The 15,811-nt window shown below is 65.3% G+C and carries 15 protein-coding genes and 1 riboswitch; of the genes, 7 read left to right on the top strand and 8 right to left on the bottom strand.

Annotation, left to right across the window (positions count from 1 at the left end; all coding sequences use genetic code 11):
* Positions 1 to 2 precede the first annotated feature (2 nt).
* Positions 3 to 108: riboswitch (S-adenosyl-L-homocysteine riboswitch) on the bottom strand.
* 183 nt (positions 109 to 291) lie between these two features.
* The gene (locus tag NJH59_RS05255) at positions 292 to 690 is read left to right on the top strand and encodes a hotdog domain-containing protein (RefSeq protein WP_043863612.1); all 399 of its coding nucleotides are present in this window, start codon (positions 292 to 294) and stop codon (positions 688 to 690) included.
* Between the two features lie 18 nt (positions 691 to 708).
* On the opposite strand, the gene NJH59_RS05250 is transcribed toward NJH59_RS05255, so the two are convergent.
* Together NJH59_RS05250 and NJH59_RS05245 are read right to left on the bottom strand one after the other, a co-directional pair.
* Positions 709 to 2,004, bottom strand: a complete 1,296-nt coding sequence (locus NJH59_RS05250; RefSeq protein WP_235593722.1) for a cation:dicarboxylase symporter family transporter — start codon at positions 2,002 to 2,004, stop codon at positions 709 to 711.
* 45 nt (positions 2,005 to 2,049) lie between these two features.
* Complete coding sequence (locus tag NJH59_RS05245) at positions 2,050 to 2,463, bottom strand: VOC family protein (RefSeq protein ID WP_116052532.1); 414 nt, start codon at positions 2,461 to 2,463, stop codon at positions 2,050 to 2,052.
* Positions 2,464 to 2,555: 92 nt separating this feature from the next.
* On the opposite strand from NJH59_RS05245, the gene NJH59_RS05240 reads away from it, so the two are divergent.
* Positions 2,556 to 3,437, top strand: a complete 882-nt coding sequence (locus NJH59_RS05240) for a LysR family transcriptional regulator (protein WP_043863610.1) — start codon at positions 2,556 to 2,558, stop codon at positions 3,435 to 3,437.
* Here the strand turns inward: NJH59_RS05240 and NJH59_RS05235 are convergent.
* Positions 3,421 to 4,656, bottom strand: a complete 1,236-nt coding sequence (locus NJH59_RS05235) for a sodium:proton antiporter (RefSeq protein WP_043863609.1) — start codon at positions 4,654 to 4,656, stop codon at positions 3,421 to 3,423. The two genes, NJH59_RS05240 and NJH59_RS05235, sit on opposite strands and share 17 nt — an antisense overlap.
* A 170-nt stretch (positions 4,657 to 4,826) precedes the next feature.
* Here NJH59_RS05235 and NJH59_RS05230 point away from each other — a divergent pair, with 170 nt between their 5' ends.
* Together NJH59_RS05230 and NJH59_RS05225 are read left to right on the top strand one after the other, a co-directional pair.
* On the top strand, positions 4,827 to 5,660 hold the full coding sequence (locus NJH59_RS05230; protein ID WP_104573011.1) for a DMT family transporter: 834 nt from the start codon (positions 4,827 to 4,829) through the stop codon (positions 5,658 to 5,660).
* Between the two features lie 23 nt (positions 5,661 to 5,683).
* Positions 5,684 to 6,070 carry an MAPEG family protein gene (locus NJH59_RS05225; RefSeq protein WP_054915760.1) on the top strand — a complete coding sequence of 129 codons (387 nt, stop codon included), beginning with the start codon at positions 5,684 to 5,686 and terminating at the stop codon, positions 6,068 to 6,070.
* A 1-nt stretch (position 6,071) separates the two neighbouring features.
* Here the strand turns inward: NJH59_RS05225 and NJH59_RS05220 are convergent, their stop codons facing one another.
* Entirely contained in the window at positions 6,072 to 7,229 is a 1,158-nt protein-coding gene (locus NJH59_RS05220) for an MltA domain-containing protein (RefSeq protein WP_054915759.1), read from the bottom strand.
* Between the two features lie 131 nt (positions 7,230 to 7,360).
* Here NJH59_RS05220 and NJH59_RS05215 point away from each other — a divergent pair, with 131 nt between their 5' ends.
* Entirely contained in the window at positions 7,361 to 7,804 is a 444-nt protein-coding gene (locus NJH59_RS05215) for a cytochrome c (protein ID WP_173925103.1), read from the top strand.
* A gap of 98 nt (positions 7,805 to 7,902) precedes the next feature.
* On the opposite strand, the gene NJH59_RS05210 is transcribed toward NJH59_RS05215, so the two are convergent.
* The 4 genes from NJH59_RS05210 to NJH59_RS05195 all read right to left on the bottom strand — a co-directional run bounded on the left by NJH59_RS05210 (position 7,903) and on the right by NJH59_RS05195 (position 12,328).
* On the bottom strand, positions 7,903 to 8,298 hold the full coding sequence (locus NJH59_RS05210) for a DUF1090 domain-containing protein (protein WP_043863604.1): 396 nt from the start codon (positions 8,296 to 8,298) through the stop codon (positions 7,903 to 7,905).
* Between the two features lie 59 nt (positions 8,299 to 8,357).
* The gene (gene ligB / locus NJH59_RS05205; RefSeq protein ID WP_123753309.1) at positions 8,358 to 10,010 is read right to left on the bottom strand and encodes an NAD-dependent DNA ligase LigB; all 1,653 of its coding nucleotides are present in this window, start codon (positions 10,008 to 10,010) and stop codon (positions 8,358 to 8,360) included.
* Positions 10,011 to 10,122: 112 nt separating this feature from the next.
* Complete coding sequence (gene metK, locus NJH59_RS05200; RefSeq protein WP_043863602.1) at positions 10,123 to 11,313, bottom strand: methionine adenosyltransferase; 1,191 nt, start codon at positions 11,311 to 11,313, stop codon at positions 10,123 to 10,125.
* Positions 11,314 to 11,332: 19 nt separating this feature from the next.
* On the bottom strand, positions 11,333 to 12,328 hold the full coding sequence (locus tag NJH59_RS05195) for a metalloregulator ArsR/SmtB family transcription factor (protein WP_043863601.1): 996 nt from the start codon (positions 12,326 to 12,328) through the stop codon (positions 11,333 to 11,335).
* 257 nt (positions 12,329 to 12,585) lie between these two features.
* Here NJH59_RS05195 and tkt point away from each other — a divergent pair, with 257 nt between their 5' ends.
* On the top strand, positions 12,586 to 14,583 hold the full coding sequence (tkt, locus tag NJH59_RS05190) for a transketolase (RefSeq protein WP_253086484.1): 1,998 nt from the start codon (positions 12,586 to 12,588) through the stop codon (positions 14,581 to 14,583).
* A gap of 150 nt (positions 14,584 to 14,733) precedes the next feature.
* Entirely contained in the window at positions 14,734 to 15,801 is a 1,068-nt protein-coding gene (gene epd / locus NJH59_RS05185) for an erythrose-4-phosphate dehydrogenase (RefSeq protein ID WP_043863599.1), read from the top strand.
* The last annotated feature ends 10 nt before the right edge of the window (positions 15,802 to 15,811 follow it).

Raw genomic sequence — 15,811 nt, 5'->3', positions numbered from 1 at the left:
TGTGCGAATGGGCGCCGTTGTGCGTTTAGTGCCCGTGCGGGGAACCCCGTGCAGGCAACGCCCCATCCGAGCCTGACAGGAGAACCTGCTGCAGCGCCCCTCGGACAGGTGGCGGGAACGGCATCGAGTGGTGATGACCGTCTGTGAAACGTTGGCGATTATAGCTGCGCCCGCGCATCGGCCCAAGGCTTTCTGTCAATTAATCGAGACGATAGTCGATGTTCAATGGAGGCCGCCGGCAGGCTCTGCCATCATTGTCGGCATCGATTGGCAAGACGGTCAGGAGTACGCATGAACTTTCACACCCGCAAATGGGTAAAACCCGAAGACCTCAACCCCAACGGCACCCTGTTCGGTGGCAGCCTGTTGCGCTGGATCGACGAAGAGGCGGCGATCTACGCGATCGTGCAACTGGGCAACCAGCGTGTGGTGACCAAGTACATTTCGGAGATCAACTTCGTCAGCGCCTCGCGCCAGGGCGACATCATCGAGCTGGGCATCACCGCCACGGAATTCGGCCGCACCTCCATCACCCTCAAATGCGAAGTGCGCAACAAGATCACCCGCAAGAGCATCCTCACCGTCGACAAGATGGTCTTCGTCAACCTGGGTGAGGACGGCTTGCCTGCACCCCATGGGCGTACCGAGATCAAGTTCATCAAGGATCAGTTCGATACCTCGGTGGAATGACGGCGGTAGCTGCACAGTTCAAGCTTCAAGCTTCAAGTCAGGGGCAGCGGGGCTGGCGGGGGCGGTTTGGCCAGGTGCCTTGAGCTGGCCCTCCCAGCGTGCGATCACCAGTGGCGCCAGCGCGTTACCCAGCACGTTGAGTGCAGTGACCGGCATGTCCATCAGCCGATACACCCCGGCGATGATCGCCACGCCCTCGACCGGCAGCCCTGCCGCGGTCAGCGTGGCGGTGAGGATGATGAACATGAAGCCCGGCACCCCCGCCGCACCCTTGGAGGTCAGCACCATGATCAGCACCAGCATCGCCTGGTCAGCCAGGCCCAGGTCGATGCCATAGGCCTGGGCGATGAACAGCGTGCCAAGCGCTGCGAACAGCGACGCACCATCGAGGTTGAATGAATACCCCAACGGAATGACCATGCTGGTGATCGGGCGTGGCGCGCCGTAGCGCTCCATCTTCTCGATCAGTTGCGGCATCACCGTGGCCGAGGCGGCGCTGCTGTAGGCCAGCAGCAACTCGCTGCGTATCTCGCGCAACAGGTGGAAGAACCGCACCCCCGCCAGCCTGGCCACCGCCCCCAGCACGCACAGCGCAAACAGCAGCACCGCGACGTAGGTAATGCCGATCAGCTTGGCCAGTGGCAGCAGTGCGCTCAGGCCGAAGCTGGCAACGGTGACGCCGATCAGCCCGAAGATGCCGATGGGTGAGTAGTGCATCACCAGGTGGGTGACCTTGAACATGGTGTCCGATACGCCCTGCATCACGCTGATCAACGGTGCCTTCTGCTGCTGGGGCAGCATCGACAGGGCGCAGCCGAACAGGATGGCGAAGAACAGCACCGACAGCAGCTTGCCCTCGGCCATGGCCAGCACGATGTTGTCCGGCACGATGGCCACCAGGGTGCGCCCCAGGTTCTGCGTTTCGGTGCTGGATGCCAGCGTGGTGACCGGTGCCTGCAGCGTGCTGCTGAAGTCCGCGCCGGCGCCGGGCTGGAACACGTTGCCGACCACCAGCCCGAACAGGATCGCGATGCTGGTGATGGTGAAGAAGTACACGAACGTCTTCATCCCGACCCGGCCCAGGGCGCGCGTGCTGCCGGCGCCGGCGATGCCGACGGTCATGCAGGCGAACACCAGCGGTACCACGATCATCTTCATCAGCTTGATGAACAGGTCGCCGGCAGGCTGCAGCAGGTTGTCGATGAACCAGGCCTTGTGCTCGGGGAACTGGTTGAGAAGGATGCCGACGATCACGCCGGCGACCAGGCCGATCATGATGCGCGTGACCAGGCTGGAAGGTGTGCGAATGCCCATGGGGTGCCCCTTGTTGTTGTGGTTGTGGGGAGTGCGAAGGGTGCGTTACTGCGCGAACAGGCCGGCGAAATCCTTGAAGCCCTTGACCTCGATCGGATTGCCGCTGGGGTCGAGGAAGAACATCGTGCGTTGTTCGCCCGGCTCGCCCACAAAGCGCACCACCGGCGGGATCTCGAATGCCAGGCCACGCCGGGTGAGGCGCACGGCCAGGGTCATCCACTCGTCCAGTGGCAGTACCACGCCGATATGCGGCATCAGTACCTTGTGCTCGCCAACCTGCCCGGTACGGGTGGTGGCGAACGGCGTGCCCAGGTGCAACGAGAGCTGGTTGCCGAAGAAGTCGAAGTCGACCCAGGTCGCGGTGCTGCGCCCTTCGGTGCAGCCCAGAACATCTCGATAAAAAGTACGCGCCTGTTCCAGGTCGCAAACGTGGTATGCAGCGTGAAAGGGTCTGTTCATGGCGTATCCCCCGTGTGGTTGAGCGTTGAGGGTAAGTAGGCCGTGTGACGGGGTAAAACGGCTTTGCCTTGCTCTGAGCGAAAGAAAAACTTATGGATGTGCGCTTTCTGAAAAGCCTGGTGGCAGTGGTGGAAACCGGCTCGATTGCCGCGGCCGCGCGTCGCGAGAACCGCACGGCAGCGGCGATCAGCCAGCGCGTGCAGGCGCTGGAACGCACACTGGGCTGCACCTTGCTGCTGCGTACTGCGCATGCCATCCGCCCCTCGGACCAGTGCCTGCTGCTGTTGCCCAGAATCCAGGCGATCATCGAGCAGGCGCGTGAATTGCAGCACGACCTGAGCCAGGACGGATTGACGGGGGACGTCAGGGTGGGCGCGGTGTCGACGGCGTTGACCGGGGTATTGCCGGGGCTTATCGAGCGTCTGGCGCGATCGGCGCCGGGGCTCAAGCTGCAGATCACCCCGGGTGATTCGCGCAGCCTGTACGAGAAGGTGCTCGGCGGCGAACTGGATGCCGCGATTCTGGTGCGCCCGCCCTTCACGCTGCCCAAGGCACTGGCGTTGCAGGTGCTCAAGGTCGAGCCGCTGATTCTGATCGCGCCGGCTGCACAGGCCGCACTGACCCCCGATACGCTGCTGCGCGAGCACCCGTTCATTCGCTACGACGCGCAGTCGTGGGGCGGGCAGATCGCCCAGCGCTACCTGGATGAGCAACTGATCACGCCGCAGTTGCTGTGCGAGCTGGATGCGCTGGAAACCATCGTGATGCTGGTGGCCCAGGGCATGGGGGTATCGTTGGTGCCGCAATGGGCCGGCATGCCCCATGAGGGCATCTGTGCCTGGCCGCTGGGCGATGACCCGCGCCACGCGCGGGCACTGGTGGTGCTGCACGGCTCGACGCCGCGCCGGCCAGTGGCGATGCGGCATCTGCTGGGGCTGCTGGGCAGCCCCTCGCCGGTCAAGGCTGCTCGGTAACCCCGCGCACCACACGACCGATGCTCAAGCCCTGCAGCAGGATCGACGACAGCACCACGATGTAGGTGATGCTCAGCAGCAGGTCACGTTCGGGGCCCGATGGCAGCGACAGCGCCAGGGCCACGGACACACCGCCGCGCAGGCCGCCCCAGGTGAGCACGCGGATGGTGCCGCGCGGCACCGTTCTCCAGCGGCGCAGCATGACGATCGCCGGCGCCACGGTCAGCAGGCGCGACAGCAGGATCGCCACTGCCAGCACCCCGGCCGCAGCCAGGTGCATCCACGAGAACGGCAGCAGCAACAGCTCCAGGCCGATCAGTGCGAACAGCAGCGCGTTGAGCATGTCGTCGATCAGTTCCCAGAAGCCGTCCATGTAGCGCCGGGTCATGTCGTTCATAGCCAGGTTGCGACCCAGGTTGCCGATGATCAGGCCCGCTACCACCATCGCGATGGGCGCCGAGACGTGCAGTTCGTAGGCTGCGGCCGAGCCGCCGATCACCAGCGCCAGGGTCAGCATGACCTCCACCTGGTACTGCTCGATGCTCTTGATCATGCGGTAGGTGACGTAGCCGATCACCGCGCCGAACAGCGCGCCGCCGATGGCCTCGCGGGCGAACAGGATCGCGGTGTCGCTCACGCTCGGGGTCTCGCCCAGTTGTGCGATGCCCAGCAGCACGGTGAACACCACGACCGCGGTGCCGTCGTTGAACAGCGACTCGCCGACGATGGTGGTCTTCAGCGGCTTGGACGCATTGGCGGTACGCAGGGCGCCGAGCACCGCGATCGGGTCGGTGGGCGAGATCAGTGCGCCGAACAGCAGGCAGTACAGCAGGTTCACGTGCCAGCCGAACAGGGCGAAGATCCAGTGTGCCAGGTAGCCGATCACCACCGTGGCGATCAGCACGCCGACGGTGGCCAGGAGACCGATCGGCCAGCGGTAGTCGCGCAGGTCGGCCAGGTTCACGTGCAGCGCCCCGGCGAACAGCAGGAACGCCAGCATCCAGTGCATCAGCAGGTCGTTGAAGTCGATCTGGCTCATCAGGCCCTGCACCCGTTCTTCCAGGCCCGGGTAGCCGATGACGCTCAGGCCCTGGAGTATCAGGGAAAACAGCAGTGCAGTGACCATCACGCCAATGGTCGGCGGCAGGCCGATAAAGCGGTAGTTCACATAGGTGAGGAGGGTGGTGAGGCAAATAAACGCGGCAACTAGCTCAAGCATCCTAGGTCCTGTAATGGCTTCCAAGTCAGTGCCCGAATGGCTCGGGCAGGGCTTGGATGCGCCGGCGCGAGGTTCAGGACACACTTTTTCGATCAACGTTGACCGCAGGCTGGCTGTTTTGTTGCGCCTGGTTGAAACTGCGCAGCCGTGCACTACCCAGGAACTCAACCGTGCTCGCCACTTCGCTGGTGCTGATCGCCGCCCTGCTGCATGCCACCTGGAACACCCTGATCAAGTTCAGCGGCGAGCGTCTGCTGGTGATTGCCAGCATGGACGTGGTGGCGCTGCTGTTCGCCCTGGCGATGGTGGCGTTCGTGCAGGTACCGCCGCCCGAGATCTGGCCTTGGATGCTGGCCTCGGCGGCGTTCGAGCTGTTGTACCGCTACCTGCTGATCAAGGCCTACCGGGTCGGCGACCTGGGCCTGGTCTACCCCCTGATGCGCGGGTTGTCGCCGCTGGTGGTGCTGGCGCTGACCCTGACCTTTGCCGGCGAGACGCTGAGCACCCAGCAGATCTTCGGCATTCTGCTGATCCCGTGCGGCATGGCCTGCCTGCTGTGGCAGGGCGGTGGCGGCGAACGTCTGCCCTGGTCGATGCTGCCGGTGGTGGCGCTGATCGGCCTGTGCATCGGCTGCTACACCTGGCTCGACGGCAGCGCGATCCGGCTGTGGTCGCAGCCGCTGGACTACCTGGTGTGGCTGACGCTGATCAGCGCCTGGCCGTTCCCGTTGCTGGCGACGGTGGCCCGGCGCGCGCCGTTTGTGCAGTTCTGGCGCAGCCAGTGGAAGCTGGGCCTGGCCGTGGGGTTGTGCGTGCTGTCCAGCTACGCGCTGGTACTGTGGGCCATGCAACTGGGCTCGGTGGCCGAGGCTGCGGCGCTGCGCGAGGTGAGCGTGATCCTGGTGGTGCTGATGGGCATGCGCTACCTCAAAGAACCTTTCGGCGGGCCGAGGCTCTTAGCTTGTGCATTGGTACTGATCGGCATGCTGATCATGAAACTCTGACCCCAACAACAAGGACCCCTGCCATGACCGTCGCTTTCTGGTGTGTATTGATCGCGTTGCTGCTGCCGTTCGTGTGCACCAGCATCGCCAAGTTCGGCAGTGGTCGCTTCAGCCTGCGACAGAACCATGACCCGCGCGGTTTTCTGGACAAGCTCGAAGGCCTGCCGCGCCGCGCCCATGCGGCGCAGCTCAACAGTTTCGAGTCGATTCCGGCGTTCGTCGCGGCGGTGGTGATCGCCGACATCGTCGGCAATGCCGAGCAGGTCACCCAGGACGTGCTGGCGGTGCTCTACATCACCAGCCGCCTGCTCTACATCATCTGCTACCTGGCCGACTGGGCCGCGCTGCGCTCGGTGGTGTGGTTCGCGGGCATTGGCCTGATCGTCAGCTTCTTCGTGGTCTCGGCCTGAGCTACTTGCCTTCCACCTGCGGCACCACCGGCAGTGCCGCGCCCTTGGGCCACAGCAGCCAGATCTGACCCTGCTGCTTCATGTCCCCGGCCAGAGCGCCGGCCTCGCTGCCGGTACCCCAGAACAGATCGGCGCGCACTTCGCCGGTGATGGCCCCGCCGGTGTCCTGCGCGGCCACCGGGCGTACCACCGGCGCGCCGTCCGGGCGGGTGGTTGACAGCCACAGCAGGCTGCCCAGCGGGATCACCTTGCGGTCGATGGCCACGCTGTAGCCGGCGGTCAGCGGCACGTTCAGCGAACCGCGCGGGCCTTCGTTGCTGTCCGGGCGGGTGCTGAAGAACACGTAGCTGGGGTTGCTGGCCAGCAGCTCGGGCACGCGGCTCGGGTTGGCCTGGGCCCAGGCGTGGATGCTGCCCATGGTCACGTCTTCCTTCTTGAGCTGGCCCTGCTCGACCAGCCAGCGGCCCACCGGGCGATACGGGTGGCCGTTCTGGTCGGCATAGCCCACGCGCAGCTGCTGCCCACTTTCGAGCTGGATGCGCCCGGAGCCCTGGATCTGCAGAAACTGCAGGTCCATCGGGTCGGTCAGCCAGGCCAGCACCGGCGCCTTGACGCCTTGCTGCTGGATCACCCCGGCGGTGTCGTAGGGCTTGAGCACGCGCCCGTCCAGGCGACCGCGCAGGCGCTTGCCCTTGAGTTCGGGGTAGATGCTGTCGAGCGCCACCACCACCAGGTCATCGGGGATGCCATACACCGGCACGTTGGCCGTGGCGGTACGGGTCATGCTGCCGGGGTACACCGGTTCGTAGTACCCGGTGATCAGGCCGTTGGCGTTGTTTTCGGCCGAGCGCAGGCCGTACACCTCGAGCTGCGTCTGCAAAAAGCCACGCACCTGGGTGGCGTCGTCGGGCACCTGCACCGCAGCAGCGCAGGGGGTGGCCCAGACCGGATCGTTCTTGAGGCGCTCGCACGCGCTGCGCCAGGCATTGAAGCCGGCCAGCAGGTCGCTGTCGGAGACCTTGGGCAGGTCTTTCCAGGTGGCTGGGCTGTAGGTGGCGAGCGGGTGCGGTGCGGATTTATCCGGGGCGCTGCCGTTGCAGCCGACCAGCAGGGCCAGCAACGCGGCGGTCAGGCCAAGGCGGCTCAGGGCGGTTTTCATGCGGGGTAGTCCTCTACGGTGTGCCTGGCGTTCAGGGCGGCCAGGCAACCCTTGTTTTTGGTAGGGGTATTGGTGTTTGCCGGCAAGGCGGGGATACTGGCCGCCTTTTTCCGTGTGCCGAGCCAAGCATGATGTTCAAGCGAATGACTGTGATCCTGGTGGCCTGCCTGGCCCTGAGCGCCTGTGGCGGTGTCGACCCCAACTCGCCGTTGGGCCAGCGCAAGGCGATTTTCAAGCAGATGCTCAAGACCAGCGAAGACCTCGGCGGCATGCTGCGTGGCCGGCTGGCGTTCGACGGGCAGAAATTTGCCGATGGTGCGGTGAAGCTCGACGCGTTGTCGCACCAGCCGTGGCAGCATTTCCCGCAGGTGCGCGAGGAGGACAGCAGCGCCACGCCCGATGTGTGGCAAAAGCAGGCGCGCTTCCAGGAGCTGGCGCGGCAGATGGAGCAGGTGACCGGCGAGCTGGTCGCCCAGACCCGTACCCAGCCATTGGAGCCTGCGGCGGTCGCGGCCCCGATGGGCAAGGTGGAGGCGGCGTGCAAGGCCTGTCATACCGAGTTTCGCAATCATTGATGGGGTGAGCTGGCCGGCCTTTTCGCCGCAGGGCCGGCTCCTACAGGTGGCGCGCTGTACGTAGGAGCCGGCCTTGCCGGCGAAGGGTTCAACGCGGACTACTTCTCCAGCTCATCCAGTGCCTGTTGCAGTTCCTTCTTCGACTCGGCCAGTTTGTCCTTGCGCTTGTTGATCTTGTCGGCGTCGCCTTTCTTCATGGCCTTGTCCAGGTCCTTGGTGCGCTGCGTCACTTCATGACGGGCATCCAGCACCTTCTGTTCACGCTGTTTCTTCAGGCCGGCATCGGTGCAGTGCTCGGTCACTTCGCTCAGGGCCTTCTCGAGGCCGGCCTGCTGGGCGCTGTTGCCGTGGGCGCGGGCCTGTTCGATCTGTTCGCTGATCGCCTGCTTCTTGGCAGCGCAGCCGGTCAGGCCGGGTTGTTCCTCGGCAGCCATCAGCGAAGTGGCGAGCAACGAGCAGGCGGCGAACAGGGCAAGCGGGGAAAGCAGTTTCATAGTGGCTCCGTGGTCGCGGGCTTGGCAGAAACCCATGATGCTGCCCTGATCCGACAAATTTAGAAACCCTCGATTGTATGTTCACGTAACCGCGCCGCCAGGGCCTGCACCTGCGGGTGAGCGAAAAAGGCCAGCAACTGGCCGGCACGGTGGGCACCCACGCCAGGCTCGGCCTGCCACTGCGCCGCATCGCGGGCAGCCAGCGCGGCCCACGTGTCGCCCGCTGCCAACGCACGCGGGGCCGGCATACCCAGGGCCCGCGCCCAGGTGGCAAAGGGTCGCTGACGGGCCTGTTCGAGGGCGGGGTACAACGGATGTTCGGCGGGCAGTTCCAGCACATCGGCCAGTGTGCGCAACTGGCCGGCGTCGACCAGGCGCTCCCAGCTGGCCGGCCCGGCACCTGGGAGTGCCAGGCCCTGCTTGCCGCCCAGCCACTGCAACCTGGCCAGGAACTGCTGACGACACTCGGCGCTCAGCTCCCAGCAGCTCAACGGATGAAACGCATCGGCTGCCGGTACCTTCATCTCACGCCGTTCGAGGGCGCGGTGCACCACGCCGTCCAGACGGGGAATGGTCAGGCCTGCCAGGCTGATCGCCACCTGATCGCCCGGGCGAATGTCCAGTTGCTGCCAGCGTCTTAGCGAGCCCACGCTGACCTGGCGCACCGTGCGGTCATCCAACTGCACCGGTGCCAGTTGCAGCACCGGGGTGATGCGACCGGTGCGCCCCACGTTGAACTGCACGCGTCGCACCTCTGCCAGCACCTGGGCGAAGGGGTATTTCCATGCCGCTATCCAGTACGGCGCCCGGGCCTGCCAGCGCTCGCCGGGCGGACGCCGGCCCTGGCGCAGCACCACGCCGTCGCTGGCGAATGGCAGTGGCGTGCGGTACCAGTGCTGGCGCCAGTGGGCGGCCTGGTCGAAGGTCTGCACCGGCTGGCTGAACGCCTCGCTGTAGGCAAAGCCCAGGGCGCTCAGGCGTGCCAGGCGCTCGCGCTGGTCCAGGGGGCCCTGCGGCCAGGCCCAGGCGAACAGCTCGACCACCGCGCCCTGCGCGGGGGTGAGCTGCTTGCGCGCCATCAGCCCGGCGACGTTGCCGCGGGCATTCCGGCTGCCCGCTGCGGCCTGCACATGCCCGTCCAGGCGCCAGAACAGCTCGCCTTGCAGTATCAGGTCCAGAGGTTCGGGCAACGTGTGGGGTAGGGCGCCCAGTGCCGGCAGGTGGCGGCTCCAGTCATGCCCGTAGGCGCCGTCGCCGCGGCTGATCAGGCGCACCAGCCGGCCCTTTGCATAGACCAGCGTGGCGGCCACGCCATCCACCTTGGGTTGTATCCAGAGGTCCTGCTTGCCGTGCATCCAGGCGCGCACGGCGGCTTCGTCGGGCAACTTGTTCAGGCCGGTGTGGGGGATGGGGTGGCGCAACGGGCCGGTGGCGGTTCCGAGCGGGTCTGCCGGGGGTGCACCGGTGCCGGGGAAGCAGGCTTGCAAGTGTTGCAGGCGCGCCCGGCTCTGGTCGTACAGCTCGTCGCTGATCAACGCGACGCCCAGGCGATGGTAATGATCGTCCCAGTCGGCCAGGCGCTCGCCCAGCTGCTTGAGTTCGCTTTGCGCCACTGCCGGTGGCCAGTCGGGGCAGGGCCGGGCGAGGGCGGTGGTTGGGGTACAGGCGAGCGTGCTGGCGAACAGCAGGCCGGACAACAGCTTGAAGGGCATGGCGAGCGTCCTTGCTCGGCGGGTGGAACTTCAAGCCTAGGCAAGAAAAAGCCCCTGCCAGTCGCCTGGCAGGGGCTCTTGTTTACCGGGTGTTGCTTGTACCGGGTGTTGCTTACAGCCCGGCGGCCGCGCGCAGCGCGTCGACACGGTCGGTGCGTTCCCAGGTGAACGTGGTGAAGGTGTCGTCGCCCACGGTCTTGACCTGCGGGGTGCGGCCGAAGTGACCGTAGGCCGCGGTTTCCTGGTACATCGGGTGCAGCAGGTCGAGCATGGTGGTGATCGCATACGGACGCAGGTCGAAACACTCACGCACGATCTGGATGATCTTCTCGTCGGCAACCTTGCCGGTGCCGAAGGTGTTCAGCGAGATCGAGGTCGGCTGGGCCACGCCGATGGCGTACGACACCTGGATTTCGCAGCGCTCGGCCAGGCCTGCGGCAACGATGTTCTTGGCCACGTAGCGACCGGCGTAGGCGGCCGAACGGTCAACCTTGGACGGGTCCTTGCCGGAGAAAGCGCCACCCCCGTGACGGGCCATGCCGCCGTAGGTGTCGACGATGATCTTGCGGCCGGTCAGGCCGCAGTCGCCCACCGGGCCACCGATGATGAAGTTGCCGGTGGGGTTGATGTGGAACTGGGTGTCCTTGTGCAGCAGCTCGGCCGGCAGCACGTGCTTGACGATCAGCTCCATCACGCCTTCGCGCAGGTCGGCGTAGGACACGTCCGGGTTGTGCTGGGTCGACAGCACGATGGCGTCGATGCCCACCACCTTGCCGCCTTCGTAGCGGCAGGTGACCTGGGACTTGGCGTCCGGGCGCAGCCACGGCAACAGGCCGGACTTGCGCGCTTCGGCCTGACGCTGCACCAGCTGGTGCGAGAAGCTGATCGGGGCTGGCATCAGCTCCGGGGTTTCGTTGCTGGCGTAGCCGAACATCAGGCCCTGGTCGCCCGCGCCCTGGTCTTCAGGCTTGCTGCGGTCAACGCCCTGGGCGATGTCTACCGACTGCTTGCCGATGATGTTCATCACCGCGCAGGTGGCGCCATCGAAACCGACGTCGGAGCTGTTGTAGCCGATGTCGACGATCACGTTGCGCACGATGTCTTCGAGGTCGACCCAGGCCGAAGTGGTCACTTCGCCGGCGATGATGGCCACACCGGTTTTCACCAGGGTCTCGCACGCCACGCGGGCGAACTTGTCTTCGGCGATGATGGCGTCGAGCACCGCATCCGAAATCTGGTCGGCGATTTTATCCGGATGCCCTTCAGACACGGACTCGGAGGTGAAAAGGGAGTATTCGCTCATCTCGACGGGTTCCTAAAATTTACCGATGGTGAGTGTCGCCAGGTGGTCGCTGAAAGTGGCGAACCTGAATCTGGAAACCATTACGTAAGCCCACATAGAGGCTGTCCTCGGGAACCAGCCCCGCGGCGCTGGCCCAACGGGCCAAATCATCCTGTTCAAAGCCCAGCCAGAGATCGCCGCACGCCTGGCGCGCCCAGCTCTGGTCGTGGCTGCACAGTTCTGTTACCAACAGGCTTCCGCCTGGTCTGACACGCTTGGCCAGGTGCCCGAGGGCCTGGGCAGGCTCGCTGAAATGGTGCAGCACCATGTTCAGCACCACGCAGTCGGCCTGTACATCCGTTGCATGCAGGGCATCGGCCAACAGCAGGGTTACGTTAGCCAGGCGCTCGCGCTGGCACACCTGGCGCGCCAGCTCGAGCATGGTCGGGCTGTTGTCCAGGGCGGTGACGTGGGTGAAGCGCCGCGCCAGTTCGGGCAGAAACTCGCCATCGCCGGGGCCGACCTCCAGGGCGCTGGCCAGCGGGTCGAAGCTGAGCTTGTCGAGCAGCGCCAGCAGGCTTTCGCGGTACTGCGCCAGGCCGGCGATCAGGTCCTGCTGGGCGCGGAACTTCTCTTCCACACGCAGGAAGAAGTCCTGGCTGGTGGCGGCCCGGCGCACCTGCACCTGGCCGATGCGCGCCTGCACCTCGGCCGGCAGTTCCAGCGCGTCGACCTCCTCCAGCAGCGCCCCGTGCAGCTTGCCGCCCAGGCGCTGGCTGTCGGGCAGTGCGCGGCGATAGAAGATCGCGTTGCCTTCGCGCCGGGTGGCCACCAGGTCGGCCTGGGCCAGTACCTTGAGATGGTGGCTCATGCCCGACTGGCCGATGGCGAAGATCTGCGCCAGCTCCAGCACCCCGAACGAATCGCTGGCCAGCGCGCGCAGCACGTTCAGCCGCAGCGGGTCGCCGCCGGCCTTGCACAGGGCAGCCAGCGCGTCGCTTTGCTCGGGGTCGATGGAGGGGGCGTGAAGGTTCATGGGCGGCAGTCTAGTCAGCGTGCAGCGGCCTCGCAAGTTCTATATCAAAAAGTTTTGATATTGCTCGATGGGCGGGCCCGGCCCGGCATGGCAGGCGACAATTTCTGCCGTTTTGTCGGCGCAACACGGGATTAGTCGCTCAATCGCACTAAAAACATCCCTCATCGACCATCCGTGATTGCCCCCGGGCACGTGCCTGGGCGAAAATGGCCGCCTTTTTCCGTTCGTTAATATTCAAGCCCCCCAGGAGACAAGCGATGCCCAGCCGTCGTGAGCGTGCCAACGCCATTCGTGCCCTCAGCATGGATGCCGTGCAAAAAGCCAACAGCGGCCATCCCGGTGCCCCGATGGGCATGGCGGATATCGCCGAGGTTCTTTGGCGTGACTTCTTGAAGCACAACCCGAGCAACCCGCACTTCGCCGACCGTGACCGCTTCGTGCTGTCCAACGGCCACGGCTCGATGCTGATCTACTCGCTGCTGCACCTGACCGGCTACGACCTGTCGATCGACGACCTCAAGGCGTTCCGTCAACTGCACAGCCGCACCCCGGGCCACCCGGAATTCGGCTACACCCCAGGCGTCGAGACCACCACCGGCCCGCTGGGCCAGGGTCTGGCCAACGCCGTGGGCTTTGCCCTGGCCGAAAAAGTGCTGGGCGCCCAGTTCAACCGTCCAGGCCACGACGTCGTCGACCACCACACCTATGTGTTCCTGGGTGATGGCTGCATGATGGAAGGTATTTCCCACGAAGTCGCTGCACTGGCCGGTACCCTGGGCCTGGGCAAGCTGATCGCCTTCTACGACGACAACGGTATCTCCATCGACGGCGAAGTCGAAGGCTGGTTCACCGACGACACGCCGAAGCGTTTCGAAGCCTACCACTGGCAGGTGATCCGCAATGTCGACGGTCACGACCCAGAAGAGATCAAGACCGCCATCGAGACCGCGCGCAAGAGCGCGCAGCCGACCCTGATCTGCTGCAAGACCACCATCGGCTTCGGTTCGCCGAACAAGGGCGGCAAGGAAGACTGCCACGGCGCGCCACTGGGCGATGCCGAAATCGCCCTGACCCGCCAGGCCCTGAACTGGAACCACGGCCCGTTCGAAATCCCGGCCGACATCTATGCCGAGTGGGATGCCAAGCAGGCCGGCGCCGCCGCCGAAGCCGCCTGGGACCAGCGCTTTGCTGCCTACGCTGCAGCCTTCCCTGAACTGGCCAGCGAACTCAAGCGTCGCCTGAGCGGCGAACTGCCAGCCGACTTCGCCGAGAAGGCTGCCGTCTACATCGCCGAAGTGGACGCCAAGGGCGAAAGCATCGCCAGCCGCAAGGCCAGCCAGAACACCCTGAACGCCTTCGGCCCGCTGCTGCCGGAGTTCCTCGGTGGCTCGGCGGACCTCGCCGGCTCCAACCTGACCCTGTGGAAAGGTTGCAAGGGCGTCAGCGCCGAAGATGCCAGCGGCAACTACATGTACTACGGCGTGCGCGAGTTCGGCATGACCGCCATCATGAACGGCGTTGCCCTGCACGGCGGCCTGGTGCCTTACGGCGCGACCTTCCTGATGTTCATGGAATACGCCCGCAATGCCGTGCGCATGTCGGCCCTGATGAAGCAGCGCGTGATCCACGTCTACACCCACGACTCCATCGGCCTGGGCGAAGACGGCCCGACTCACCAGCCGATCGAGCAGCTGACCAGCCTGCGCACCACGCCGAACCTGGACACCTGGCGTCCGGCCGACGCGGTCGAATCGGCCGTGAGCTGGAAGCACGCCCTGGAGCGCAAGGACGGCCCTTCGGCGCTGATCTTCTCGCGTCAGAACCTGCAGCACCAAACCCGCGACGCCGGCCAGATCGCCGACATCAGCCGTGGTGGCTACGTGCTCAAGGACTGCGCAGGCGAGCCTGAGCTGATCCTGATCGCCACCGGTTCCGAAGTGGGCCTGGCGGTGCAGGCGTTCGACAAGCTGACCGAGCAGGGCCGCAAGGTGCGCGTGGTATCGATGCCATGCACCAGCGTGTTCGATGCCCAGGACGCCAGCTACAAGCAGTCGGTTCTGCCACTGCAGGTGGGCGCGCGGATTGCCATCGAAGCTGCCCACGCCGACTTCTGGTACAAGTACGTGGGCCTGGAAGGCCGCGTCATCGGCATGACCACCTACGGTGAATCGGCGCCGGCTTCGGCACTGTTCGAAGAGTTCGGCTTCACCCTGGAAAACATCCTGGGTACGGCTGAAGAGCTGCTGGAAGACTGATAAAACCAGTTGGAGCGGCGTTGAACCCATCGCGGGTCAAGCCCGCTCCCACAGGGATCACGAGTGTCCTTGTGGGAGCGGGCTTGACCCGCGATTGCCGCGACTCGGTTCCTGCAGGTTGCAGATAACATTCTGTTCCGTGAGCATCCCATGCCCCAACCGCGTCCCTACAAAGTTGCACTCAACGGCTACGGCCGCATCGGTCGTTGCGTCCTGCGCGCACTCTTTGAACGGGGGGCCAGCGCGGGCTTCGAGATCGTTGCACTGAACGACCTGGCCGATCAGGCCAGCCTCGAATACCTGACACGCTTCGACTCCACCCACGGGCGCTTTCCCGGTGAGGTCAGGGTCGACGGCGATTGTCTGCATATCAATGGCGACTGCGTCAAAGTACTGCGCAGCGCCACCCCCGAAGGCATCGACTGGGCCGCGCTCGACGTCGACCTGGTGCTCGAATGCTCCGGGGCCTACAACACCCGCGCCGACGGCCAGCGTTTCCTCGACGCCGGCGCACCACGGGTGCTGTTTTCCCAGCCGATGGCCAGCGAGGCGGATGTCGACGCCACCGTTGTCTACGGCATCAACCAGGATTGCCTTGAAGGCGGCGAACGGCTGGTATCCAACGCCTCCTGCACCACCAACTGCGGCGTGCCGCTGCTGCGTGTGCTCGACCAGGCCTTCGGCATCGAGTACGTGCAGATCACCACCATCCACTCGGCAATGAACGACCAGCCGGTGATCGATGCCTACCACCACGAAGACCTGCGCCGCACCCGTTCGGCGTTCCAGTCGGTGATTCCGGTGTCTACCGGGCTCGCGCGGGGTATCGAACGCCTGCTGCCGGAACTTGCCGGGCGAATCCAGGCCAAAGCGGTACGCGTGCCGACGGTGAACGTGTCGTGCCTGGACATCACCCTGCAGACCGCCCGCGATACCACCGCGGCCGAAGTCAACCAGGTGCTGCGTGAAGCGGCCCTGAGTGGCCCGCTCAAGGGGTTGCTGGCCTACACCGAACTGCCCCACGCCAGCTGTGATTTCAACCATGACCCACATTCGGCCATCGTCGATGCCAGCCAGACCCGCGTTTGCGGCCCCCGCCTGGTGAACCTGCTGGCCTGGTTCGACAACGAATGGGGGTTCGCCAACCGCATGCTCGACGTCGCCGAACATTTTCTGCGCGTCGTGGACTCAACCAGCACCACTCGCAAACAGCCCTGAAGGACTGCAT

This window comes from Pseudomonas sp. VE 267-6A (genome assembly GCF_024126555.1).
GTDB classification, from domain to species: Bacteria; Pseudomonadota; Gammaproteobacteria; order Pseudomonadales; family Pseudomonadaceae; genus Aquipseudomonas; species Aquipseudomonas palmensis.
This window is presented reverse-complemented; position numbering and strand designations above follow the sequence as displayed.

Bases quoted from the DNA above. Each gene is read 5' to 3' on its own strand.
- NJH59_RS05215 (WP_173925103.1), top strand. From the start codon at position 7,361: ATGTTCAAGCGAATGACTGTGATCCTGGTGGCCTGCCTGGCCCTGAGC.
- NJH59_RS05210 (WP_043863604.1), bottom strand. From the start codon at position 8,298: ATGAAACTGCTTTCCCCGCTTGCCCTGTTCGCCGCCTGCTCGTTGCTC.
- NJH59_RS05245 (WP_116052532.1), bottom strand. From the start codon at position 2,463: ATGAACAGACCCTTTCACGCTGCATACCACGTTTGCGACCTGGAACAG.
- NJH59_RS05220 (WP_054915759.1), bottom strand. From the start codon at position 7,229: ATGAAAACCGCCCTGAGCCGCCTTGGCCTGACCGCCGCGTTGCTGGCC.
- ligB (WP_123753309.1), bottom strand. From the start codon at position 10,010: ATGCCCTTCAAGCTGTTGTCCGGCCTGCTGTTCGCCAGCACGCTCGCC.
- tkt (WP_253086484.1), top strand. From the start codon at position 12,586: ATGCCCAGCCGTCGTGAGCGTGCCAACGCCATTCGTGCCCTCAGCATG.
- NJH59_RS05255 (WP_043863612.1), top strand. From the start codon at position 292: ATGAACTTTCACACCCGCAAATGGGTAAAACCCGAAGACCTCAACCCC.
- NJH59_RS05225 (WP_054915760.1), top strand. From the start codon at position 5,684: ATGACCGTCGCTTTCTGGTGTGTATTGATCGCGTTGCTGCTGCCGTTC.
- NJH59_RS05195 (WP_043863601.1), bottom strand. From the start codon at position 12,328: ATGAACCTTCACGCCCCCTCCATCGACCCCGAGCAAAGCGACGCGCTG.
- epd (WP_043863599.1), top strand. From the start codon at position 14,734: ATGCCCCAACCGCGTCCCTACAAAGTTGCACTCAACGGCTACGGCCGC.
- NJH59_RS05235 (WP_043863609.1), bottom strand. From the start codon at position 4,656: ATGCTTGAGCTAGTTGCCGCGTTTATTTGCCTCACCACCCTCCTCACC.
- metK (WP_043863602.1), bottom strand. From the start codon at position 11,313: ATGAGCGAATACTCCCTTTTCACCTCCGAGTCCGTGTCTGAAGGGCAT.
- NJH59_RS05240 (WP_043863610.1), top strand. From the start codon at position 2,556: ATGGATGTGCGCTTTCTGAAAAGCCTGGTGGCAGTGGTGGAAACCGGC.
- NJH59_RS05250 (WP_235593722.1), bottom strand. From the start codon at position 2,004: ATGGGCATTCGCACACCTTCCAGCCTGGTCACGCGCATCATGATCGGC.